The organism is Streptomyces sp. NPDC002886, from assembly GCF_042888445.1.
In the GTDB taxonomy this organism is placed as follows: Bacteria; Actinomycetota; Actinomycetes; order Streptomycetales; family Streptomycetaceae; genus Streptomyces.
The window spans coordinates 1,028,642-1,050,947 of sequence record NZ_JBIAPV010000004.1 but is presented as its reverse complement, the minus strand read 5'-3'; the positions used below and the strand labels follow the sequence as shown (position 1 = coordinate 1,050,947).

General features: G+C 72.4%; 24 protein-coding genes. 10 read left to right on the top strand and 14 right to left on the bottom strand.

Annotated features, from left to right (window positions below; genetic code table 11):
* Window positions 1-93 precede the first annotated feature (93 nt).
* From ACFYYB_RS23045 to ACFYYB_RS23035, 3 genes are all read right to left on the bottom strand, one after another.
* A complete protein-coding gene (locus ACFYYB_RS23045; RefSeq protein ID WP_389437131.1) occupies window positions 94-885 on the bottom strand; it encodes an SGNH/GDSL hydrolase family protein in 792 nt (263 codons plus the stop codon).
* A gap of 83 nt (window positions 886-968) precedes the next feature.
* Window positions 969-1,988 carry a hemolysin family protein gene (locus tag ACFYYB_RS23040; RefSeq protein WP_327307910.1) on the bottom strand — a complete coding sequence of 340 codons (1,020 nt, stop codon included), beginning with the start codon at window positions 1,986-1,988 and terminating at the stop codon, window positions 969-971.
* The gene (locus ACFYYB_RS23035) at window positions 1,985-3,325 is read right to left on the bottom strand and encodes a hemolysin family protein (protein ID WP_389437130.1); all 1,341 of its coding nucleotides are present in this window, start codon (window positions 3,323-3,325) and stop codon (window positions 1,985-1,987) included. The genes ACFYYB_RS23040 and ACFYYB_RS23035 overlap by 4 nt, the downstream gene beginning before the upstream one ends.
* Window positions 3,326-3,692: 367 nt before the next feature.
* On the opposite strand from ACFYYB_RS23035, the gene ACFYYB_RS23030 reads away from it, so the two are divergent.
* Window positions 3,693-4,124 carry a GNAT family N-acetyltransferase gene (locus tag ACFYYB_RS23030; RefSeq protein WP_389437129.1) on the top strand — a complete coding sequence of 144 codons (432 nt, stop codon included), beginning with the start codon at window positions 3,693-3,695 and terminating at the stop codon, window positions 4,122-4,124.
* Between the two features lie 46 nt (window positions 4,125-4,170).
* On the opposite strand, the gene ACFYYB_RS23025 is transcribed toward ACFYYB_RS23030, so the two are convergent.
* From ACFYYB_RS23025 to bioB, 4 genes are all read right to left on the bottom strand, one after another.
* Window positions 4,171-5,037 carry a DMT family transporter gene (locus ACFYYB_RS23025; protein WP_389437128.1) on the bottom strand — a complete coding sequence of 289 codons (867 nt, stop codon included), beginning with the start codon at window positions 5,035-5,037 and terminating at the stop codon, window positions 4,171-4,173.
* A 126-nt stretch (window positions 5,038-5,163) separates the two neighbouring features.
* Window positions 5,164-5,865, bottom strand: coding sequence for a dethiobiotin synthase (gene bioD, locus ACFYYB_RS23020; protein ID WP_389437127.1), 702 nt, complete (start codon window positions 5,863-5,865; stop codon window positions 5,164-5,166).
* A gap of 1 nt (window position 5,866) precedes the next feature.
* Window positions 5,867-7,189, bottom strand: coding sequence for an adenosylmethionine--8-amino-7-oxononanoate transaminase (locus ACFYYB_RS23015; protein ID WP_389437126.1), 1,323 nt, complete (start codon window positions 7,187-7,189; stop codon window positions 5,867-5,869).
* Complete coding sequence (bioB, locus tag ACFYYB_RS23010; RefSeq protein ID WP_389437125.1) at window positions 7,182-8,471, bottom strand: biotin synthase BioB; 1,290 nt, start codon at window positions 8,469-8,471, stop codon at window positions 7,182-7,184. Before bioB ends, ACFYYB_RS23015 begins: the two co-directional genes overlap by 8 nt.
* A gap of 157 nt (window positions 8,472-8,628) precedes the next feature.
* Between bioB and ACFYYB_RS23005 the strand changes: the two genes are divergently transcribed.
* Window positions 8,629-9,804 (top strand): 8-amino-7-oxononanoate synthase, encoded by a 1,176-nt coding sequence (locus tag ACFYYB_RS23005; protein ID WP_389437124.1) that lies wholly within the window; start codon window positions 8,629-8,631, stop codon window positions 9,802-9,804.
* A 44-nt stretch (window positions 9,805-9,848) separates the two neighbouring features.
* Here the strand turns inward: ACFYYB_RS23005 and ACFYYB_RS23000 are convergent, their stop codons facing one another.
* Window positions 9,849-10,070 (bottom strand): DUF397 domain-containing protein, encoded by a 222-nt coding sequence (locus ACFYYB_RS23000; protein ID WP_389437123.1) that lies wholly within the window; start codon window positions 10,068-10,070, stop codon window positions 9,849-9,851.
* A 12-nt stretch (window positions 10,071-10,082) separates the two neighbouring features.
* Entirely contained in the window at window positions 10,083-10,970 is an 888-nt protein-coding gene (locus ACFYYB_RS22995) for a helix-turn-helix domain-containing protein (RefSeq protein ID WP_389437122.1), read from the bottom strand.
* A 197-nt stretch (window positions 10,971-11,167) separates the two neighbouring features.
* Between ACFYYB_RS22995 and ACFYYB_RS22990 the strand changes: the two genes are divergently transcribed.
* Entirely contained in the window at window positions 11,168-11,626 is a 459-nt protein-coding gene (locus ACFYYB_RS22990; RefSeq protein WP_327307920.1) for an ATP-binding protein, read from the top strand.
* A gap of 120 nt (window positions 11,627-11,746) precedes the next feature.
* Here the strand turns inward: ACFYYB_RS22990 and ACFYYB_RS22985 are convergent, their stop codons facing one another.
* Window positions 11,747-12,136 carry a VOC family protein gene (locus ACFYYB_RS22985; protein ID WP_389437121.1) on the bottom strand — a complete coding sequence of 130 codons (390 nt, stop codon included), beginning with the start codon at window positions 12,134-12,136 and terminating at the stop codon, window positions 11,747-11,749.
* 304 nt (window positions 12,137-12,440) lie between these two features.
* Between ACFYYB_RS22985 and ACFYYB_RS22980 the strand changes: the two genes are divergently transcribed.
* The 7 genes from ACFYYB_RS22980 to ACFYYB_RS22950 all read left to right on the top strand — a co-directional run bounded on the left by ACFYYB_RS22980 (window position 12,441) and on the right by ACFYYB_RS22950 (window position 18,992).
* Window positions 12,441-12,743: an urease subunit gamma gene (locus ACFYYB_RS22980; RefSeq protein WP_250740175.1), complete on the top strand. Its 303-nt coding sequence runs from the start codon at window positions 12,441-12,443 to the stop codon at window positions 12,741-12,743.
* Window positions 12,744-12,757: 14 nt separating this feature from the next.
* Window positions 12,758-13,069 (top strand): urease subunit beta, encoded by a 312-nt coding sequence (locus ACFYYB_RS22975; protein ID WP_389437120.1) that lies wholly within the window; start codon window positions 12,758-12,760, stop codon window positions 13,067-13,069.
* Window positions 13,062-14,783: an urease subunit alpha gene (locus ACFYYB_RS22970; protein ID WP_389437119.1), complete on the top strand. Its 1,722-nt coding sequence runs from the start codon at window positions 13,062-13,064 to the stop codon at window positions 14,781-14,783. The genes ACFYYB_RS22975 and ACFYYB_RS22970 overlap by 8 nt, the downstream gene beginning before the upstream one ends.
* Window positions 14,784-14,814: 31 nt before the next feature.
* Window positions 14,815-15,489 carry an urease accessory protein UreF gene (locus tag ACFYYB_RS22965; protein WP_389437118.1) on the top strand — a complete coding sequence of 225 codons (675 nt, stop codon included), beginning with the start codon at window positions 14,815-14,817 and terminating at the stop codon, window positions 15,487-15,489.
* Window positions 15,490-15,551: 62 nt separating this feature from the next.
* Complete coding sequence (ureG, locus tag ACFYYB_RS22960) at window positions 15,552-16,247, top strand: urease accessory protein UreG (RefSeq protein ID WP_389437117.1); 696 nt, start codon at window positions 15,552-15,554, stop codon at window positions 16,245-16,247.
* Window positions 16,244-17,059 carry an urease accessory protein UreD gene (locus ACFYYB_RS22955; protein ID WP_389437116.1) on the top strand — a complete coding sequence of 272 codons (816 nt, stop codon included), beginning with the start codon at window positions 16,244-16,246 and terminating at the stop codon, window positions 17,057-17,059. The genes ureG and ACFYYB_RS22955 overlap by 4 nt, the downstream gene beginning before the upstream one ends.
* A gap of 244 nt (window positions 17,060-17,303) precedes the next feature.
* Window positions 17,304-18,992 (top strand): alpha/beta hydrolase, encoded by a 1,689-nt coding sequence (locus ACFYYB_RS22950; protein WP_389437115.1) that lies wholly within the window; start codon window positions 17,304-17,306, stop codon window positions 18,990-18,992.
* Between the two features lie 46 nt (window positions 18,993-19,038).
* Here the strand turns inward: ACFYYB_RS22950 and ACFYYB_RS22945 are convergent, their stop codons facing one another.
* The 4 genes from ACFYYB_RS22945 to ACFYYB_RS22930 form a co-directional block, all read right to left on the bottom strand.
* Window positions 19,039-19,749, bottom strand: coding sequence for a lysophospholipid acyltransferase family protein (locus ACFYYB_RS22945; protein WP_389437114.1), 711 nt, complete (start codon window positions 19,747-19,749; stop codon window positions 19,039-19,041).
* 134 nt (window positions 19,750-19,883) lie between these two features.
* Window positions 19,884-20,042, bottom strand: a complete 159-nt coding sequence (locus ACFYYB_RS22940; protein WP_254386935.1) for a hypothetical protein — start codon at window positions 20,040-20,042, stop codon at window positions 19,884-19,886.
* Between the two features lie 32 nt (window positions 20,043-20,074).
* A complete protein-coding gene (locus tag ACFYYB_RS22935; RefSeq protein WP_389437241.1) occupies window positions 20,075-21,019 on the bottom strand; it encodes a cytochrome c oxidase assembly protein in 945 nt (314 codons plus the stop codon).
* Window positions 21,020-21,151: 132 nt separating this feature from the next.
* On the bottom strand, window positions 21,152-22,180 hold the full coding sequence (locus ACFYYB_RS22930) for a 6-phosphofructokinase (protein ID WP_389437113.1): 1,029 nt from the start codon (window positions 22,178-22,180) through the stop codon (window positions 21,152-21,154).
* Window positions 22,181-22,306 lie beyond the last annotated feature (126 nt).

The following is a 22,306-nucleotide window of genomic DNA, read 5'->3' as shown; positions in this document are numbered from 1 at the left end:
TGAGGGCCGCTGGGGCGGGCGGGAGCGGGTGGGGCGGGCGGGAGCGGGCGGTGGCGGCCGAGGGCGGCCGGTGGTGCGCCCCGGCCCGGCCGGTCACACGAGCCGGTCGGCCGCCGGAGCCTCGTGCGGCAGCAGTTCCGGGCGCTTGGCGGGCCGGCCGTCGCCGCTGGAGCGGCCCGTCAGGCGGCGGCCGACCCAGGGCAGCAGGTGCTGCCGGGCGAAGCTGAGGTCCTGGGAGCGGCGCGCCGTCCAGCCGGGAGGGGCGGCGGGCGGCAGTTCGGCGTTCCAGTCCGCCTCGGGCGGCAGGCCCAGCGTCTGCCAGACCGCCTCCGCGACCCTGCGGTGGCCCTCTGCCGTCAGGTGCAGCCGGTCCACGTCCCACATCCGCGGGTCGCCGAGCGCGGAGGACCCGTACAGGTCGACCACGAGGGCGCCGTGCCGCACGGCGAGCTCCTCGATGATGACGAAGAGCTCCTCCATGCGCGGGCGGAAACGTTCCATCACGGGGCCGTTGCGGCCCGGCGAGCGCATCAGGACCAGCGTCCCGCAGGAGGGCGCCAGCAGGCCGACGGCCTCCTCCAGGTGCCCGCGCACCCGGCCCATGTCCACCTTGGGGCGCAGGGTGTCGTTCAGCCCGCCGACCAGGGTGACGACGTCGGCGCCCATCTCGGCGGCCACGGGCGCCTGCTCCCCGGCGATCTGCCCGATCAGCTTGCCGCGGACCGCGAGGTTCGCGTAGCGGAAGCCGGGCTCGCGGGCGGCGAGGCGGTCGGCGAGCAGATCGGCCCAGCCCCGGTAGGAGCCGTCGGGCAGCAGGTCCGACATGCCCTCGGTGAAGGAGTCGCCGACCGCGACAAAACTGGTGTAACGCGCATTCATCTCCATGGCGGGAGCGATGCTACCGCGCGGTACCCCCACCCCGCAGGCGGGGCCGGGGTACCGCGCGCACCCGTGCCGGGCTCCGCCCGCTACGTGGCGGCCGGCCGGCCGAACAGCTCCCGCAGCACGTCCTCCATCGTGACCAGGCCCGTCATGACCCCGTCCGGCGCGAGCACCGCCGCCAGGTGCGTACGGCTGCGCCGCATCGCGGTCAGCACGTCGTCCAGCGGCGTCTCCGCCCGGACCTGCGCGATCGGCCGCAGCGCGGTGACCGGGAAGGGCTCGTCCCGCTCCGTCGCGTCCAGCGCGTCCTTGACGTGCAGGTATCCCAGGATCCGGCCCTGCGCGTCGATCATCGGGAACCGGGAGTAACCGGACTCGGCCGACAGCCGCTCCAGACCCGCCGGTGTGATGCCCTCGCGGGCCGGAACCACCCGGTCCGCCGGCAGCACCACATCGGTCACCGGCCGCCGCCCCAGTTCCAGGGCGTCGTGCAGCCGCTCGCTCGCGCGGTCGTCGATGAGCCCCGCGTCGCTGGAGTCCTTGACGATCCGGGCCAGCTCGTCGTCCGAGAAGGTCGCCGCGACCTCGTCCTTGACCTCCACCCGCAGCAGGCGCAGCAGGGTGTTGGCGAAGGCGTTGATCGCGAAGATCACCGGCTTCAGGCCCCGGGTGAGGGCCACCAGCGGCGGACCCAGCAGCAGCGCCGTCCGTACCGGCTCGGCCAGTGCCACGTTCTTCGGCAGCATCTCGCCGAAGAGCATGTGCAGGTACGTGGCCAGGGCCAGCGCCACCACGAAGGAGATCGCGTGGGTCAGCCCGGACGGCACCCCGAAGAAGTCGAAGGCCGGGGTCAGCAGGTGGGCGATGGCCGGCTCGGCCACCACGCCCAGCACCAGGGTGCACAGCGTGATGCCCAGCTGGGCCGCCGCCATGAGCGCCGACACGTGCTCCAGGCCCCACAGCACGGCGCGCGCCCTGCGGTCGCCCTGCTCGGCGTGCGTCTCGATCTGGCTGCGCCGCACGGAGATCATGGCGAACTCCGCGCCGACGAAGAAGGCGTTGACGACCAGGGTCGCCAGGCCGATCAGCAACTGGACGGCGGTCATCGGGCCTCCTCCACACCATCACCGGGGGTCGGTTCGACCGGCACGCGCAACAGCACCCGCGCGGCCCGCCGCCCGCTCGCGTCCACCACGTCCAGCCGCCAGCCGTCGAGCTCCAGGCTGTCGCCCACCATGGGGATCCGCCCCAGCTCGGTCGCTATCAGACCGGCCAGCGTCTCGTACGGCCCGTCCGGCACCCGCAGTCCGATCCGCTGGAGCTGGTCGGTGCGTGCGGAGCCGTCCGCCGAGAACAGGGTGCGCCCGGAGTCGTCCTCCCCGGCCGGGGCCAGGTCGGGGGTCTCGTGCGGGTCGTGCTCGTCGCGGACCTCGCCGACCACCTCTTCGACGATGTCCTCCAGCGTGGCCACACCGGCCGTGCCGCCGTACTCGTCGATGACCACGGCCATGGTCTGCTTCCCGGACAGCCGGTCCAGCAGCCGGTCCACGGTCAGCGACTCCGGTACGAGGAGGGGTTCGCGCAGCAGCTGCGACACCGGGGTGCGGTGCCGCTCCTCCGCCGGCAGGGCCAGTACGTCCTTGATGTGGACGGTGCCGACGACGCTGTCGAGGCTGCCCCGGTAGACGGGGAACCGGGACAGGCCCGTGGCGAGCGTCGCGTTCGCCACGTCCTCCGCGGTGGTCTGCAGGTCGAGGGCGGTGACCTGGACCCGCGGGGTCATGACGTTCTCCGCGGTCAGGTCGGCCAGGTTCAGGGTCCGCATGAACAGCTCGGCGGTGTCCTTCTCCAGGGCGCCGGCCCGCGCGGAGTGCCGGGCCAGGGCCGCCAGCTCCTGCGGGGTGCGTGCCGAGGCGAGTTCCTCGGCGGGCTCCATGCCGAACCGGCGCACCATGTGGTTCGCCGTGGTGTTCAGATGGCTGATGAAGGGCCTGAAGGCACGGCTGAAGACCCGCTGGAAGGTGGCGACGCGCTTGGCGACGGCCAGCGGGGAGGAGATCGCCCAGTTCTTGGGGACGAGCTCGCCCACGACCATCAGGACGACGGTCGACAGCACGGTGCCGAGGATCAGGGCGGTGGAGGAGGCGGCTCCGGCGGACAGCCCCATGGCTTCGAAGGGGCCCTTGAGGAGGGCCGCGATCGAGGGCTTGGAGATCATGCCGATGACCAGGCCGGTCACGGTGATGCCGAGCTGCGCGCCGGAGAGCTGGAACGTCAGGCTGCGGACCGCGGTCAGGGCGCTGTCGGCGCCGCGCTCGCCGCGCTCGACGGCCCGTTCCAGTTCGCTGCGCTCGATGGTGGTCAGCGAGAACTCGGCCGCGACGAAGACTCCGCAGGCAAGGCAGAGCAGCAGCGCCACGACGAGCAGGAGCACTTCGGTCATCGGTCCTTCACCTCCGTCCCATGATCAGCCAGGAGCAGGGGTGTCGCGCGCTGTCGCGGACGGGGAGGGAGGGGACTGGGAGGCTCGCCCATGGACGGACGCTCACACCTTTCGTTCGGAGGGATTCCGAGGGGAGAAGAGGAACAGCTGCCTACAGGGTAAAGGAAGAGCAAAGTGAGCGGATCGTTCCTTCGGCGGACCCGCCCGGCCCCGGGGGCGGGTGATGCCCCCGATGGGACCGGATGTGAACGATCTTCGCATCCCGCCCGGGCCCGCGTCCGGGAGACCGGGCGGGAGGAGCCGGGGTCCGTCTCGGCAGCCGGAAGTCGGTGGCGGGCCACCGGCCGTGCGTGCTTGGCTCCGGGACATGACCGATCTGCACATGCGGGCCGCCGTGCCGGCCGACGCCGAGACCGTACTCGCCTTCTGGAAGGAAGCCGCGGAGGGCACCTCGATCACGGACGACGCGGACGGCGTGACCCGGCTCGTCACCCGCGATCCCGAGGCACTGATCCTCGCGGAGAGCGACGGGGTCCTGGTCGGATCCGTGATCGCCGGCTGGGACGGCTGGCGGGCGTCCCTGTACCGGCTCGCCGTACTGCCCTCCCGTCGTCGTCAGGGGATCGCCACGGCGCTCCTGGAAGCGGCCGAACGGCGCTTCGTCGCCGCCGGGGGCCGCCGCGGCGACGCGATGGTCCTCGAAGCGAACGAACGCGCGCAGCGGGCCTGGGCCGCCGCCGGCTACCACCGCGAGGACCATTGGCGGCGCTGGGTCAAGCCGCTGGTGGAGACGCCCTGACATCGGGCCCCGCTCCCGCCCCCGCCCGGAGGCCCGGGCCGCCGCGTCAGGTCGCGTCGGGTTCGGCGCCCGCGCCCTTCCTGGCCAGGGTGAGGATTCCGGCGCAGATCAAGGACAGGCCCAGCAGCTGCGGCAGCAGCCACCAGTGGGCCCGGAGCCGTTCCTCGTACAGCAGTACGCCCAGGGCGACGCTCACACCCGCGTCGCCGAGCGTCAGCGCCGGCTGCGAGGCGACCAGCGGGCCGCCCTGCATGGCGTGTTCGAGGAGCAGGAGGGCGCAGATGCCGGTCGCGGCGAAGGCGTAGGTCTCCCAGGTGCGCAGGAAGGCGCCGATGCCGTCGTCGTCGAGCACGTGCATGGCCGACTTCATCAGCGCCGCGGTCAGCGCGTAGCAGACGGCGGTGGCCGCGCCGAGACATCCGGCCCGCATCCGGCCGGGCCGCCGCCGCAGGCCGGCCACGGCCAGCACCGCCACCGCGACCGCGCACGCCGCCAGGGCCAGGACCCACCGGTCGGCCGGGACGTCCGTACGGTTCCCCGTCGGCGAGGCGGCCACCAGGACGATTCCGAGTCCGGCCACCACCGCTCCCACGGCCAGCCACAACGGCCCCGGCATCCGGGTCCGCGTCACCAGCGAGGCGATCAGCAGCGCGAGCGGCAGCTCCAGGACGAACAGGGGCTGTACGAGGGCCAGCGCGCCCGTGGCCAGCGCCACGGCCTGCCCGGCGCCGGCGGCGATCACCGCCAGGATCCCGCCGACCCACAGGGGTTGGCGCAGCAGGTCGAGCACCAGGCCGAAGCGGAACCCGTCGCTCTGCGGCACGGTGAGCGCCGCCCGCCGCTGGAGCACGGTCGCGAGCGCGTTGCTGAGCGCCGCGAACAGCGCGAAGAGGACCGGCACGAGGAAGCCCACGCCCCGATCCTCATCCGCTCCGCCGCCGCGGCCCACCACGACACCGCCGGGTGGCCGCGCGGCGGCGCCCGTTCGCCCGTCCGGCCGTACGGGGCATCGCCGCCCCGGCCGGCCGCGGCGGCCGGGTCAGTCGGAGGGCGCCGTCCAGGTGCCGTGGAGGGCGGCGGCGAGCCAGTCGGGCGCCGAGGTGCGGAAAGCCGCCGGGGGCAGGGTGCCCGCGCCGGCCGGGACCGCGCCCAGGAGGGGGAGTCCGGAGACCGTGGGCAGGTCGGCCAGGTTGCAGCGGGCGGCCAGGTCGGGCTCGGCCGGCCAGCTGCCGATCACCACGCCCGGGGAGGTCAGGCCGCGGGCCCGGAGGGCCTCCGCCGTGAGGGCGGTGGAATTGAGGGTGCCGAGGCCCGCCGGAGCCACGATCAGCACCGGGGCGCCGAGCAGTCGGGCCGCGTCCGCCAGGGTCTGGCCGGCTTCGTCGAAGCGGACCAGGAGGCCGCCCGCGCCCTCGACCAGGACCAGGTCGTGGGAGAGGGCGAGCTCGCGGGCCGTCTCCGCGATCCGCTCCGGGGAGAGCGTCGGGAGCCCCGAACGCCGGGCCGCCGTGTCCGGGGCCAGCGGCTCCGGATAGCGGGCCAGCTCCGCCGTGGTGACGGCGGAGCCGGCCAGCCGGCCGACCTCCGCCGCGTCTCCGGGCTCGTCGGGACCGACGCCCGTCTGGGCCGGCTTCAGCACGGCCACCGAGAGGCCCGCCGCGAGCGCCGCCGCCGCGACGGCCGAGGTGACGACCGTCTTGCCGATCTCCGTTCCCGTCCCCGAGACCATCAGGACCGCCATCTCAGGCCTCCCTCGCGGCCGCGACCACGGCCCGGCAGATGCGGGCCACGTCCGCGTCGCCCGTGACGAACGGCGGCATCGTGTAGATCAGGTCCCGGAACGGGCGCAGCCAGACGCCCTCCCGGACCGCCGCCGCCGTGGCGCGCGCCATGTCGACCGGGTGGTCGAGCTGGATGACGCCGATGGCGCCCTGGACCCGTACCTCCTGGACGCCCGGCAGCTCCGCGGCCGGGGCCAGGCCCTCCAGCAGGGCGGCCTCGATGCGCTTGACCTCGCCCTGCCAGTCCTGGCCGAGCAGCAGGTCGATGGAGGCCAGGGCCACCGCGGTGGCCAGCGGGTTGCCCATGAAGGTCGGCCCGTGGGCCAGGACCGGCACCTCGCCCCGCGAGATGCCGTCCGCGACCCGCTCCGTGCAGAGCGTCGCGGCGAGGGTGAGGTAACCGCCGGTCAGGGCCTTGCCCAGGCACATCACGTCCGGGGTGATCCCGGCGTGGTCCGCCGCGAACAGCGCGCCCGTACGGCCGAAGCCGGTGGCGATCTCGTCGAGGATGAGCAGCACGTCGAACTCGTCGCACAGCTCGCGCAGCACCCGGAGGTAGCCCGGGTTGTGGAAGCGCATGCCGCCCGCGCCCTGGACGACCGGCTCCACGATCACGGCCGCCAGTTCGTCCGCGTGCGCGGCGAACAGGGAGCGCAGGTGGGCGACGTAGGACTCGTCGACCGGAGCGGAGAAGCCGCTCGGCGGGGCGTCCGCGAAGAGCTGGCGCGGGAGGATGCCCGACCACAGCTCGTGCATGCCGCCCTCGGGGTCGCAGACGGCCATCGGCTGCCAGGTGTCCCCGTGGTAGCCGCCCCGCCAGGTCAGCAGGCGGCTCTTCCCGGGGCGCCCCACCGAACGCCAGTACTGGAGGCACATCTTCACCGCGACCTCGACGGAGACCGAGCCCGAGTCGGCGAGGAAGACGTGCTCCAGACCGGCCGGGGTGAGCTCGACGAGCTTCGCGGCCAGCCGGACGGCGGGCTCGTGGGTGAGCCCGCCGAACATCACGTGGGACATCCGGCCGAGCTGGCCGGTGACCGCCTCGTTCAGCGCCGGGTGGTTGTACCCGTGGATCGCCGACCACCAGGAGGACATGCCGTCGACCAGCTCGTCGTGCCCCTGCGAGGGCTCGGCCAGCCGGAGACGGACCCCCGAGGCGGAGGCGACGACGAGCGGCTCCTGCCGCCCGGGCATCGGGCCGTACGGGTGCCAGACGTGCTGCCGGTCCAGCGCGAGCAGTTCGGCGGCCGGCAGCGCGTCGGGCGAATGGTGCTGATCAGGCATTGGGAGCGAGATCCGTTCCCGCACCGCGGCGGCGCACCGCCACCAGACCGGGCCGGACCTCGCCCGCTTCGGCCTGCGCCGGTACGGGTCCGTCGGCCGGAGCGGCCACGGAGGCCGCCACGGAAGCCGCTACGGGGGCCTCGTGCCCGGCGTGCCCCGAGCAGCCGCCGCACGCCGAGCCGCAGCCGGCCTCGTCCGCCGTGGCGGAGGAGCCGCAAACGGAGGCGCCGGAGCCCTTGGAACCGCAGCCCCCGGCGGTGGCCGCCGCCGCGATGTCGGAGCGGTGCGCGGGAAGGGTCGTCGTACCGGCGCCCTCCACCTCGAAACCGGCGTCCGCGATCATCTCGAGGTCGGCCTGTCCGGCCTGGCCCTCACTGGTCAGGTAGTCACCCAGGAAGATCGAGTTCGCCACGTGCAGCGCCAGCGGCTGCAGGGTGCGCAGGTGCACCTCGCGGCCGCCCGCGATGCGGACCTCGACGTCGGGGCAGACGAAGCGGACCATCGCGAGGATGCGCAGGGCGCGCTGCGGGGTGAGGTTCCACTCCTTGGCGAGCGGGGTGCCCTCGAAGGGGATCAGGAAGTTGACCGGGACCGAGTCGCTGTCGAGCTCGCGCAGCGCGTAGACGACGTCGACGAGGTCCTCGTCGCTCTCACCCATGCCCGCGATCAGGCCCGAGCAGGCCGACAGGCCGGCGGCGTGCGCCTTCTGCACGGTGTCGACCCGGTCCGCGTAGGTGTGGGTCTTGGTGATCTGGCCGTACGTGGCCTCGGAGGTGTTCAGGTTGTGGTTGTAGGCATCCGCGCCCGCGTCCTTCAGTCGCTCGGCCTGGCCGTCCGACAGGAGACCGAGGCAGGCGCACACCTCGACGCCCTCGTTCTGCTCCTTGATGGCCGCGATCGTCTTGCCGACACGGTCCACGTCGCGGTCCGTCGGACCGCGTCCGCTCGCCACGAGACAGACCCGCTTGGCCCCGCCGGCGACGCCCGCGGCCGCGGCCTGGGAGGCCTCCTCGGGCTTCAGCCACGTGTACTTGAGGATCTCGGCCTTCGATCCCAGGCGCTGGGAACAGTACGAGCAGTCCTCGGGGCAGAGCCCCGACTTCAGGTTGACCAGGTAGTTCAGCTTGACCCGGCGTCCGAACCACTGTCGGCGCACCTTGCCGGCCGCGGCCACCACGTCGAGCAGTTCGTCGTCAGAGGTCGCCAGCACGGCGAGTGCCTCTTCGCGGGTCGGCAGCTCACGCCGCAGCCCCTTGTCCACGAGGGTGTTCAGCAGGTCCATGCTGCCGATCCTGTCCCACACGGGCACTCCCGGCCAAGGAGAGATCGAACAACATGGCCGGAAGAGAGTGTGTGTATCGCCACACCTGACGCAGGGGTCACGGACGGTTAGGGTCGGGCAGGTCTGTGGACTGCCGACAAAAAGCCGAGGACCGTCGATGCCGCACCAGCACACTCCCGCCCCCGTGGACGTCTTCTCCTGGATCGACGAAGCGGAGCTGGCCAGGCAGGAGGCGGGACTCGTCCGTACCCTGCGTCCGCGGCCGGCGCACTCCCCGCTCCTCGACCTCGCGAGCAACGACTACCTCGGCCTGTCGAGGCACCCCGAAACGGTGCGGGGAGCGAGCGAGGCGGCGGAGCGCTGGGGCGCCGGAGCCACTGGATCACGTCTGGTCACGGGGACGACCGAACTTCATGCGGAGCTCGAGCGGGAGCTGGCCGCCTTCTGCGGGTTCGAGGCGGCGCTGGTCCTCTCCTCCGGGTACGCGGCGAACCTGGCCGCCGTCACCGCGCTCAGCGACCGGGGCACCCTGGTGGTCTCGGACGCGGGCAACCACGCCTCGATCGTGGACGGCTGCCGGCTGTCGCGCGCCGAGACCGCCGTCGTCCCGCACTCCGACCCGGACGCCGCGCGCAAGACCCTCGCCGCCCACCGGGGGCGGGCCCTGCTGGTCACCGACTCGGTGTTCTCGGTCGACGGGGACGCCGCCCCGCTCGCGGCCCACGCCGAGGCCTGCCGGGAGCAGGGCGCGGCCCTGCTCGTGGACGACGCGCACGGTCTCGGGGTCCTGGGCGAGGGCGGCCGCGGGGCGCTGCACGCCGCCGGGCTCGCGGGGGCACCCGGGGTGGTCGCGACGCTGACCCTCTCGAAGTCCCTGGGCAGCCAGGGCGGCGCGGTGCTCGGTCCGGCCAAGGTGATCCGGCACCTGGTCAACACGGCGCGGACCTTCATCTTCGACACCGGGCTGGCCCCGGCCGCGACGGGCGCCGCGCTGGCGGCCCTGCGCCTGCTGGAGCGGGAACCGGAGCGCGCGGACCGGGCCCGCGCGGTGGCCGCCGAACTGTACGGGCGGCTCACCGCGTCCGGCCTGACCGCGGCCCGGCCGGACGCGGCCGTGGTGTCGGTACGGGCCCCGTCGGCCTCGGCGGCACTGCGCTGGGCCGCCGACTGCCGCGAGGCAGGTCTGTCCGTGGGGTGCTTCCGGCCGCCGTCGGTGCCGGACGGCATCTCCCGGCTGCGACTGACCGCGCGGGCGGATCTCACGGGGGCGGAGATCAGCCGTGCGGTCGAGACGATCCTGGGGACCGCTCCGGCCGGAGCCACGGACCACTGAACGGAGCCGCTACGGGCGCCCCGGCGTTCTCGGGACCGGCGTTCCTACGTCTCGAGATCCGCACGAACGCAGACGAGGAAGCCGTCCCAGGCGTGCCCGGTGAAGAGCACGGCCGGGCCGTCCGCCCGCTTGGAATCGCGGACGGCGAGCAGGCCGCCGCTGAGGACGGCCGTTTCCACACAGTTGTTCATTCCGGTGCTGCGGCTGCTTCGCCGCCACCGCGCGCTGTTCAGAAGTCCGCCTGTGGATAAGGGGGTTGCGGACACGGGGGTGCCTCCTTACGCGTCGTCAGCGAGGGCGCTGATGAGATCCGACGAGTCGCGGGGCGGGAGGGCGTGCGCCTGGATGGTGCGGAACGCGGCGCTGTACGCCTCAAGGTCTTCCTTCCGCTCCAGATAGAGGCTACTCGTCAAATGGTCGAGTACCACCACATCCAGATCGGCGATGTTCGGAAATGAGAAGATGACGAACGGTCCTGTCAGGCCGAGATGTCCCCCCACGCTGAACGGCAGTACCTGAAGCCGCACTTGGGGCAAACGCGCCACCTCCACCAGGTGCCTCAACTGTTCCTCCATCACCCCGGACCCGCCGATCGTGCGCCGCAGCACCGCCTCGTCGAGCACCGCGCTCAGCTCCAGCGGCGGATCGGCCCGCAGGACGGACTGGCGCGCCAGCCGTACGTCGACCAGCGCGTCCACCTTCGGCTCCGGCAGCCCGCCCAGCGCGGCCCGGGTCACGGCGCGCGCGTACCCGGAGGTCTGCAGCAGGCCCGGCACCACCGACAGTTCGACGGTGCGGGCCGAGCGGGCACCCGCCTCCAGGCTGATGAAGTCCCGGTACTCCTGCGGCAGCAGCCCGCGGTAGTCGTGCCACCACTGGCGCCCGCGCCCGGTGTCGGCGTCCGGGGCGGGGCCCGCCGCCGAGGCCGAGAGTGCTTCCAGCAGGGCGCGCTGCTGCGCGCTCACGACGTCCTCCCCGTAGACGTCGAGCAGGATCCGGATGTCCTCCACCTTGACGCCGCTGCGCCCCGTCTCGATACGACTGATCTTCGACTGGTGCCATCCCGCCAGCCGGGCCGCCTCACCGCTGGTGAGTCCGGACCGGTCGCGAAGGGCACGCAGTTCCTCGCCGAGCTTGCGCCGACGCACTGCGGGACCGTGCTGCACACCCGCCTCCTTCCACCGGCACAGGTCGCACCAGTCTGCCGTCCAAATACGCTCTTCCGTAGCAGAGTTCACCGCATTGAGCGACAGATATATGCATATCTTGAGGGATCTGCGGAAACGACGGGACGATGGGTGGCACTCTGGCGTCCAGCACAGATCCGGGGCGGCTTCGCCCCGGTGGGAAAGGGACCGTCGCCATGGCAGATCACCTGGAAGCATCCGTCACTCTGCCGAGCGATCCCGCCTCGGTCGCGGCCGCCCGCCGCTACGTCGCGGAGGTACTGGGTGAGTGGGGACTGTCCGACGGGACCGAAGCCGCCGACAGCATCCGGCTCATCGTCTCGGAACTGGCCACCAACTCCGTCCAGCACACCTTCGGCAAGTCGCCGACCTTCACGGTGGACATCCGCCTGGAGCGCGAGGAGTGGCTGCGCATCGGGGTCACCGACAGCCATCCGCGCTGGCCCAAGCGGCTTCCGGCCGCCGTCCAGCAGGACAACGGCCGGGGGATGGTCATCATCCGCTGGCTCGCCGCGGAGGCGGGCGGCCGGCTCTCGGTCAGCCCGACCGAGGACGGCGGCAAGACCGTGTGGATCGCCCTGCCCTGGACGGCCTCGGCCGCCGGCGCTCCGGCGAGGACCGCGACCGGCTGCTGACCGGCCGAGCCGTCGCGGCACCTCACGGGCCGAGCGGTCGCGGCACCTCGCAGGCCGAGCCGTCGCGGCATCCCACCGGCCGAGCGGTCGTCGCACCTCACCGGCCGAGCCGTCGCGGCGTCAGGACCCGGCGCGCTCCGCGGCGCTGCGCTCTATGCAGAGCTCGTTGCCCTCCGGGTCGGCGAGCACGGCCCAGCCGGTGCCGTCCTGCCGGCGCTGGTCGGACACCAGCTTCGCGCCGAGCCCGAGCAGCCGCTCCACGTTCTCATCGCGGGTGCCGGTGGTCGGCTGGATGTCCAAGTGGACGCGGTTCTTACCGGACTTGCCCTCGGGCACCCGGATGAACAGCAGTCCGGTCACCCCCGGCTGCCCCGGCACCAGGGAGATCTCGGGGTCGTCCGCGAGGTCGTCCGGGTGAATGGCCCAGCCGGTGACCTCGGACCAGAACTGCGCCAGCGCGTAGGGCTCCTGTGCGTCGAAGGTGATGTGGTGGACGGGGTTGACGAACATGCGGCTCCTCGTGAGCGGTTCCGTATACGGAACCGGGCGGTGCGGCGCCCGGAGTTGAACCGGGTACCTGCCCGAAACGTGGGTTAACTCAGCGGAAAAGCGCGGCGCCTAGCGTGGCGGCCACGTTCCTTCCGTCAATGGTCACCCATGCGCCGGCAAAGCGGCGATGGGCGGGACGGAAAGCCTTTCCCTGTGTTGGGCAAGACACGCTTGGCTCGGATATGCGCAGGTCAACAAAGTGTTGACGGCCCATAGGGTCGGCTCGGTGCGATGTTGATCATGTCCCGGAAGCTTGGTGATTGCTGTGCAGCTGACCCCCCACGAGCAGGAGAGACTGCTCATCCACGTGGCCGCCGACGTGGCCGAGAGACGTAAGGCGCGGGGTGTGCTCCTCAACCATCCCGAGGCGATAGCCCTGATCACCGCACACATCCTCGAAGGAGCCCGCGACGGGCGGACGGTGGCCGAGCTGATGGCCTCCGGGCGGACCGTGCTCTCCCGCGAGGAGGTCATGGAGGGGATACCCGAGATGATCCACGACGTCCAGGTCGAGGCGACCTTCCCGGACGGCACCAAGCTCGTCACCGTCCACGACCCCATCGTCTGAGAGCGAGTACCCGCATGACCCCCGGCGAAATCGCCTACGGGGACGGCCCGGTGCGCCTCAACGAAGGCCGGCCCGTCACCCGACTCACCGTGCTCAACGCCGCCGACCGGCCCGTCCAGGTCGGCTCGCACTACCACTTCGCCGAGGCCAACCCCGGCCTCGACTTCGACCGCACCGCCGCCCGCGGACTGCGCCTCGACATCGCCGCCGGCACCGCGGTCCGCTTCGAGCCGGGCATCCCCGTCGCCGTGGCCCTCGTACCGCTGGCCGGGCTGCGCACCGTGCCCGGACTGCGCGGGGAGACCGGAGGGCCGCTCGATGGCTGAGATATCGCGCCAGGTCTACGCCGACCTCTTCGGACCCACCACGGGCGACCGGATCCGCCTCGCCGACACCGACCTCTTCGTCGAGATCGAGCAGGACCTCGCCGGCGGCCCCGGCCGGGCCGGCGACGAGGCCGTCTTCGGCGGCGGCAAGGTCATCCGCGAATCGATGGGCCAGGCCCGCACCACCCGGGCCGAGGGCGCCGCCGACACCGTCATCACCGGAGTGGTGATCCTCGACCACTGGGGCATCGTCAAGGCCGACGTGGGCATCCGCGACGGCCGGATCTGCGGCATCGGCAAGGCCGGCAACCCCGACACCATGGACGGCGTGGACCGCGCGCTGGTGATCGGCCCCGAGACCGAGATCATCGCCGGCAACGGGAAGATCCTCACCGCGGGCGCCGTCGACGCCCACGTGCACTTCATCTCCCCGACCGTGATCGAGGAGGCCCTGGCCTCCGGCATCACCACCCTCGTCGGCGGCGGCACCGGCCCCGCGGAGGGCACCAAGGCCACCACCGTCACCCCCGGGCCCTGGCACCTGGCCCGGATGTTCGCCGCGCTGGAGGCCTTCCCCGTCAACATCGGCCTGCTCGGCAAGGGCAACACCATGTCCCGCGAGGGCATGTACTCCCAACTGCGCGGCGGAGCGCTCGGCTTCAAGCTCCACGAGGACTGGGGATCCACCCCGGCCGTCATCGACGCCTGCCTCACCGTCTGCGAGGAGACCGGCGCCCAGGCCGCCATCCACACCGACACCCTCAACGAGGCCGGGTTCGTCGCCGACACCCTCGCGGCCATCGGCGGCCGCACGATCCACTCGTACCACACCGAAGGCGCCGGCGGCGGGCACGCCCCCGACATCATCACCGTGGTCTCCGAGCCGAACATCCTGCCCAGCTCCACCAACCCGACCCGGCCGCACACCGTCAACACCGTCGAGGAACACCTCGACATGCTGATGGTCTGCCACCACCTCAACCCCGCCGTCCCCGAGGACCTGGCCTTCGCCGAGTCCCGGATCCGGCCCTCCACCATCGCCGCCGAGGACGTCCTGCACGACCTCGGAGCCATCTCGATCATCTCCTCCGACGCCCAGGCCATGGGCCGCGTCGGCGAGGTCATCCTGCGCACCTGGCAGACGGCCCACGTGATGAAGAAGCGCCGCGGGTCCCTGCCCGGGGACGGAGCCGCCGACAACCACCGGGCCCGGCGCTACGTGGCCAAGTACACGATCAACCCGGCCGTCGCCCAGGGCCTGGCCCGCGAGATCGGCTCCGTCGAGACCGGCAAGCTCGCCGACCTGGTGCTGTGGAAGCCCGCCTTCTTCGGAGTCAAACCCGAACTGGTCATCAAGGGAGGCCAGATCGCCTACGCGCAGATGGGCGATGCCAACGCCTCCATCCCCACCCCGCAGCCGGTCCTGCCGCGCCCGATGTTCGGGGCCTACGGGCGGGCCCCCGGGCTCAACTCGGTCAACTTCACCGCCCAGGCCGCCCTCGACGACGGACTGCCCGAACGGCTCGGACTCGGCAAGGAGTTCGTCGCCATCGAGAGCACCCGCAAGGTGACCAAGGCGGACATGCGCAACAACGACGCCATGCCGAGGGTGGGAGTCGACGCCGACACCTTCACCGTCACCATCGACGGCGAGGTGGTGGAACCGGCCCCGGCGGCGGAACTCCCCATGGCCCAACGCTACTTCCTTTTCTGATGGGGCCTCTTCTGAGGGGTGGGGTCGCCCGATGAGCCTCGCCACCCTCCTCGTCCTCGCCGACGGCCGCTTCCCCGCCGGAGGGCACGCCCACTCCGGCGGGGCCGAGGCAGCCTGCAAGGCGGGCCGGATCCACGACGCCGCGACCCTGGCGGAGTTCTGCCGGGGCCGGCTGCACACCGCCGGGCTCGTCGCGGCCGGCCTCGCCGCGGCGGCCGCCCTCGGGATCGACCCGGCGGCCCTCGACGAAGCCGCCGACGCCCGGACCCCTTCGCCCGCGCTGCGCGCGGCCGGGCGGCGGCTCGGGCGCCAGCTGATGCGGGCCGCCCGCGCCACCTGGCCCGGCGCGGAACTGGACGCGCTGGCCGCCGCGTTCCCGCGCGGGGCGCACCAGCCCGTGGTGCTCGGGGTCACCGCCCGGTCGGCGGGGCTCGGGCCGCTCGACGCCGCGCACGTGGCGGCGTACGAGAGCGTGAGCGGGCCGGCCACCGCCACCGTACGGCTGCTCGGTCTGGACCCCTTCGAGGCGACCCGGGTCCTGGCCGGGCTCGCCCCCGAGCTGGACTCGGTGTCCGGGCGCGCGGAGCGGGCCGCGCTGCGGGCCCGGACCGACGGTCCGCAGGCCCTGCCCGCGGCCTCCTCGCCGCTGCTGGACATCGCGGCGCAGGCCCATGCCGACTGGCCGGTACGGCTGTTCGCCTCCTGACCCGCGCCCCCGCACACCCCCGCACGCCCCGCACCCCCTGCTTCGGCTCAAGGAGACCTGCCATGCACCTCGACCACAGCGTGACCTTCCCGCACCGCCACACCCACAGCGCCGAGCCGCTGCGCGCGGACGGGACCCGCCGGGCCCTGCGCATCGGCCTGGGCGGTCCCGTCGGCTCCGGCAAGACCGCCACCGTCGCCGCTCTGTGCAGGGCCCTGCGCGCGGAGCTGTCGATGGCCGTGGTCACCAACGACATCTACACCCGTGAGGACGCGGAGTTCCTGCTCCGCGAAGCGGTCCTGCCGCCCGAGCGGATCAGCGCCGTGGAGACCGGCGCCTGCCCGCACACCGCCATTCGCGACGACATCTCCGCCAACCTGGAGGCCGTGGAGGAACTGGAGGAGGCCTTCCACGGGAACGGACGGCTCGACCTGATCCTCGTCGAGTCCGGCGGGGACAACCTCACCGCCACCTTCTCCCGGGGTCTCGTCGACGCCCAGATCTTCGTCATCGACGTGGCCGGCGGCGACGACATCCCGCGCAAGGGCGGCCCCGGCGTCACCACCGCCGACCTGCTCGTCGTCAACAAGACCGACCTCGCCCCCCACGTCGGCTCGGACCTGGGCCGGATGGCCCGCGACGCCGCCGAACAGCGCGGCGAACTGCCCGTGGCCTTCCAGTCCTTGCGCGGTGAGGAGGGCGTGGCCCCGGTGGCCGCCTGGGTGCGCGAGCGGATCGCCGCCTGGACCGCCCGATGAGCCCTACGGCGCTCCCCGCAGCCCTCCCGACGGCGACGGGCGCGCCCACCGGCCCTCCGGCCGGCCTGCGTGCCACCGCCCGGATCGCCGCCGCCGCCGACGGGCGGGGCTCCACGGCCCTGCCGCTGCTGGCCGGGGAGGGGCCGCTCGCCCTGCGCCGCACCCGGGGCGGGCCGGGCGAGGCGGGCGTCATGCTGGTCGGTGCCATGAGCGCCCCGCTGGGCGGTGACCACCTCAGGATCGAGGCCACCGCCGGGCCGGGCGCCCGGCTGGTGCTCCGCTCGGCGGCGGCCACCCTGGCGCTGCCCGGCCGGCACGGGGAACCCGCGCGGTACGACGTACGGCTCCGGCTCGGGGACGGGGCGGCCGTGCGCTGGCTGCCGGAGCCCCTCGTCTCGGTGCGCGGCAGCGACCTGCGGGTCCGCACCCGCGCCGAGCTCGCCCCCACCGCCCGGCTCCTGCTGCGCGAGGAGCAGGTGCTCGGCCGCACGGGGGAGGCGCCGGGCCTGCTGCGCGCCCGGCTCACCGTGAACCGGGACGGGAGACCGCTGCTGGAACAGGAACTGGCCTGCGGACCCGGCGCACCCGCCGGCTGGGACGGCCCAGCGGGACTCGCGGGCCACCGGGCGCTCGGCCAGCTGCTGGTGGTGGACCCGGAGTTCGCGAAGTCCCCGCCGCCGGCCGGGCTGCTCGGGGAGTTCGCGGCGCTCACCCCGCTGGCCGGCCCCGCCGTCCTGGTCACGGCCCTGGCCCCGGACGCGCTCCGGCTGCGCGAGCTGCTCGACTCCGCCTGCGCCGCCTACGGTTGGTGACCCCCGGCGGCGCCCGCGGCGGACGGCCACGGAACGCCAGATCAAACCCGCGGCCAACCCGGGACGAACCCGACACCGCTCAGCGGTACACGCATTTCCGGATATCGGGTTGGCAAAGAACAGCCCCGCGCTCTGTCGCCCGCTCCTGATCAGGCGGAAGTATCCCCTGCACATGCCGACGCACGTCCACGCCGGCACGAACCACGCCGCCCACGGCGGCAGATGACGCAGGGGGAACAACCACGTGATACGCAACGCGGCGCTGGGGAGCGCCGCCACTCTGATCACAGGCACGCTGGCGGCGGGCCTGCTGCTCGCCCCGTCCGCGTCGGCCTCGCAGGCCTTCGAGTCCGGGTCCTACGGCCGGGACAACCCGATCGCCGAGGCGATCGGCACCCAGATCGCCGCCGCCCGCGCGGCCCGCGCCGGGATCGACTGGAAGGACTGTCCGGCCGACTGGGGCTTCGCGGCGCCCATCCAGTGCGGCTACGTGAAGGTCCCGCTCGACTACAGCAAGCCCTTCGGCAAGACGATCGACCTCGCGGTCGACCGGGCCGTCAGCACAGGCACCAAGGAAGAGCGCCAGGGCGCGCTCATCTACAACCCGGGCGGCCCCGGCGGCTCCGGCATGCGCTTCCCCCGCCGCAGCACCACCAACAGCCCGCTGTGGGTGAACACGGCCAAGGCGTACGACTTTGTCGGCTTCGACCCGCGCGGCGTCGGCCACTCCGCGCCGATCTCCTGCATCGACCCGCAGGAGTACGTCAAGGTTCCCAAGGCCGACCCGGTGCCGGACAGCAAGGCCGACAAGAACGCCCAGCGCAAGCTCGCCGAGGAGTACGCGGACGGCTGCAAGGAGCGCAGCGGCGAGATGCTGCCGTTCATGACCACGCCGAACGTCGCGCGTGACCTGGACGTCATCCGTGCCGCCCTCGGCGAGAAGAAGCTGAACTTCCTCGGCGTCTCCTACGGCACCTACATCGGCGGGGTCTACGCGACCCTGTTCCCGACGCACGTGCGCCGCATGATCGTCGACAGCGTGGTGGACCCGTCCCGCGACAACATCTGGTACGAGGCCAACCTCGGCCAGGACATCGCCTTCCAGACGCGCTGGAACGACTGGGAGGACTGGGTCGCCAAGAACGACGCCTCCTTCCACCTCGGCACCACCCGCGCCGCGGTCGAGGCCAAGTGGCTGACGCTGCGCGCCAAGGCCAAGGCCAACCCGCTCGGCGGGCTCGTCGGCCCGGCCGAGCTCATCGGCTTCTTCCAGAGCGCCCCGTACTACGACTCCTCCTGGGTGCCCGTCGCCCAGACCTGGGCCGCGTACGAGGCCGGGGACGAGCAGGCGCTGATCGACGCCATCGCCCCCGACATGAGCGACACCGCGGGCAACGCCTCGGCGGAGAACGGCAACGCGGTCTACACCGCCGTGGAGTGCGCCGACGCCAAGTGGCCCACCAGCTGGTCCAAGTGGGACCGGGACAACACCAAGCTGCACGCCCAGTACCCCTTCATGACCTGGGCCAACGCGTGGATGAACCTGCCCTGCGCCACCTGGAAGTCCAAGCAGCACAACGCGATCGAGGTCGGGGTCGGCGCCCACCGCGGCCTGCCGCCGGTGCTGATCGTGCAGTCCGAGCGTGACGCCGCCACGCCGTACAAGGGCGGGGTCTCCCTGCACAAGCGGCTCGCCGGCTCGCGTCTGATCACCGAGAAGGACGCCGGCTCGCACGGTGTCACCAGCCTGGTGAACCCCTGCATCAACACCCGGGTCGACACCTACCTGCTCACCGGCAAGGTCGACGCCCAGGACGTGACGTGCGCTCCGCACGCCACCCCGGTGGCCCCGGCCCCCGTCGCCGCCAAGCTGATCGCGCCGGCCCCGGCCGCCGACCAGCGGGCGATCGACGAGCGCCCGGCCATCCGCTAGCGGGGCCGTGCGGGCAGAGCCCGCACGGCACGGCACGGGAGAAGGCTCAGCGCGTCCTGCGCCGGGCCTTCTTCCGTGCTTCCTCTTCCTCCGCCTTGACCTCGCCGGCGTACCGGTCCACGTACTCCTGGCCGGACAGGGCGAGGACCTCGTACATGATCTCGTCGGTGACGGCCCGCAGTACGGCCCGCTCGCCCTCCATCCCCTCGTACCGGGAGAAGTCCAGCGGCCGGCCGAAGCGGATCGTGACCCGGCGGATGCTGGGGATCTTCTGCCCGGGCGGCTGGATCTCGAAGGTCCCGACCATCGCGCACGGGACGACCGGAACCTTGGCGCCCAGCGCCATCGCGGCCACGCCCACCTTGCCCTTGTAGAGCCGTCCGTCGTGCGAGCGGGTGCCCTCCGGGTAGATGCCGAGCAGTTCGCCCTTGGAGAGCACCCCGAGCCCCTCGCGGAGCGCCGCCTGACCGGCGTCCTTGCCGGAGCGGTCCACCGGGATCTGGCCGGCGCTGCGGAAGAAGGCGGCCGTGAGCCGCCCCTTCAGGCCCGGTCCGGTGAAGTACTCGGCCTTGGCGAGGAAGGTGATGCGCCGGCCCAGGATCGCCGGCATCAGGAAGTGGTCGGAGAAGGAGAGGTGGTTGCCCGCGATGATCGCGGCCCCGTCCTCCGGAATGTTCTCCAGTCCTTCGATGCGGGGCCGGAACAGGAGCCGCAGCAGCGGCCCCAGGATCACGTGCTTGAGCAAGTGGTAGAACACCAGGCGGCTCCCGTCGACGTCCCTTGGTCACGGACATCCTACGGACGGCTCGCCAGGTGGGTGGAGGGCGCGGTTACTCACGTACCTACTCAGGCACGTACTCAGCTACTGCCCTGCTCGGTTACCCGCCCTACTCACGTACCGCCCGAGGCGGCCATGCCCGCGGTGAGCAGCCCCAGCACGACCCAGCCGAACCACAGCCAGCCGTTGCTTCCGAGGGCCACGGAATACGTGGCGATCGCCACCAGAGAGGCGAAGGTCATCAGCGCCATAGCCTTCACGGATCCGGTCATGCCCCATGGTGGCGCCTGAGGGCGGGTCCGCGCTACTGGCCACGCGCTTGGAGCGAGGCCAGATACGAGTTGTAGGCCGCCAGCTCCTGATCGCCGTTGCGCTCCTCGGACCGGTCGGAGCGCTTCGCCGCCCGCTGTTCCGAGTGGTACCACTGGTAGACCAGCGCGATCAGCACCAGCACCGAGGGGATCTCGCTGAAGGCCCAGGCGATGCCGCCGCCCCACTGCTGGTCGAGCAGCGGGTCGATGCCGAGGGAGGCGGGCGGGTTCGCGTACGTCTTGATCATCGGCTCGCTGCCCATCATCAGCGCGATGCCGAAGAAGGCGTGGAAGGGCATTCCGGCGAACAGCTCCAGCATCCGCATCACATAGCCGGGGCGGTGCGGACCCGGGTCCACGCCCATGATCGGCCAGAAGAAGACGAGGCCGACGGCGAGGAAGTGCACCATCATCGCGATGTGACCGGTCTTCGACCCCATCAGGAAATCGAAGAGCGGGGTGAAGTAGAGGCCGTAGAGGCTCGCGATGAACATCGGGATGGTGAACACCGGATGGGTGATCACCTTCATGTACCGGCTGTGCAGGAGCATCAGCAGCAGCTCGCGCGGCCCCTTGTGGCCGCGGGCGGCCGGCGCCAGCGCGCGCAGCGCCAGCGTCACGGGCGCGCCCAGCAGCAGCAGGATCGGGCTGAGCATGCTGATCACCATGTGCTGGACCATGTGCACGCTGAACATGACCATGCCGTAGTCGTTCAGCTTGGTGCACATCATCAGGGCCACGCTCAGCACGCCGATGGCGAAGGCGACCGTCCGCCCGACCGGCCAGGCGTCCCCGCGCCGCCGCAGCCGCACCACGCCCCACCCGTACAGGGCGAGGCCGAGGAGCGAGCCGATCAGGAAGAAGGCGTCGAAGGAGAACTCCAGCCCGCGCCCGAGGGTGAAGGGAGGCAGGTCCATGTCCATGCCGGGCATGTCCATGCCGTCGTGCGCGAGGTAACTCAATCTCTTCACTCCTTGACCCGTGGTGCCCCACCACAGTAATGCCGCCCCCGGACGGAAAATCGTCAGGGGGCGGCCATTGCGGGAGTCACACGATGAAAAGGGGAAAGATCACAGGACGTTCTGCGCCTCGGCGTAGCGCTCGGAGGGGACCGTCTTCAGGGTCTGCACGGCCTCGTCGAGCGGGACCATGACGATGTCCGTGCCGCGCAGGGCCGTCAGCATCCCGAACTCGCCCCGGTGGGCGGCCTCCACCGCGTGCCAGCCGAAGCGGGTCGCGAGGACGCGGTCGTACGCCGTGGGCGTGCCGCCGCGCTGGACGTGGCCCAGGATGACCGGCCGGGCCTCCTTGCCGAGACGTTCCTCCAGCTCGACGGCGAGCCGGTTGCCGATGCCGGCGAACCGCTCGTGGCCGTACATGTCGGTGCCGCCCTCCTCCAGCGCCATCGAGCTGCCCTCGGCGGGCTTGGCGCCCTCGGCGACCACGACGATCGCGAAGCGCTTGCCCTGCTCGAAGCGTTCGCCGACGACCGCCGTCAGCTCCTCGATGTCGAAGGGGCGCTCGGGCACGACGATGGCGTGCGCGCCGGCCGCCATGCCCGAGTGCAGGGCGATCCAGCCGGTGTGGCGGCCCATGACCTCCACGACCATCACGCGCTGGTGGGACTCGGCGGTGGTCTTCAGCCGGTCCAGGGCCTCGGTGGCGACCCCGACGGCGGTGTCGAAGCCGAAGGTGACGTCGGTGGAGGCGATGTCGTTGTCGATCGTCTTCGGGACGCCGACGATCGGCAGGCCGCCCTGCGACAGCAGGTTCGCGGCCTTCAGGGTGCCCTCGCCGCCGATCGGGATGATGGCGTCCAGGCCGAGATCGGCGACGTGGCCGCGGGCCCGCTCCACGCCGTCGCGCAGATGGGCGGGCTGGACCCGGGAGGAACCCAGAATCGTTCCGCCACGGGCCAGGATGCCGCTCACGGCGTCCAGGTCGAGCTTGCGGTAGTCGCACTCCAGCAGGCCGCGCCAGCCGTCGTGGAAACCGATGACCTCGTCCCCGTGGTCGACGACGGCGCGGTGTACGACGGAGCGGATGACGGCATTGAGCCCGGGGCAGTCGCCTCCGGAAGTGAGCACACCAATGCGCATGGCAGGAGGACCTTTGCAACGTGGGCCGACGACCGGACCACGTCGTCCGGTTGGAACTACCCAGCACCCTACAAGCGGATCGAGGGTGGACTGAACCATCCTCCACATGCTGGTCAGACGAGTCGT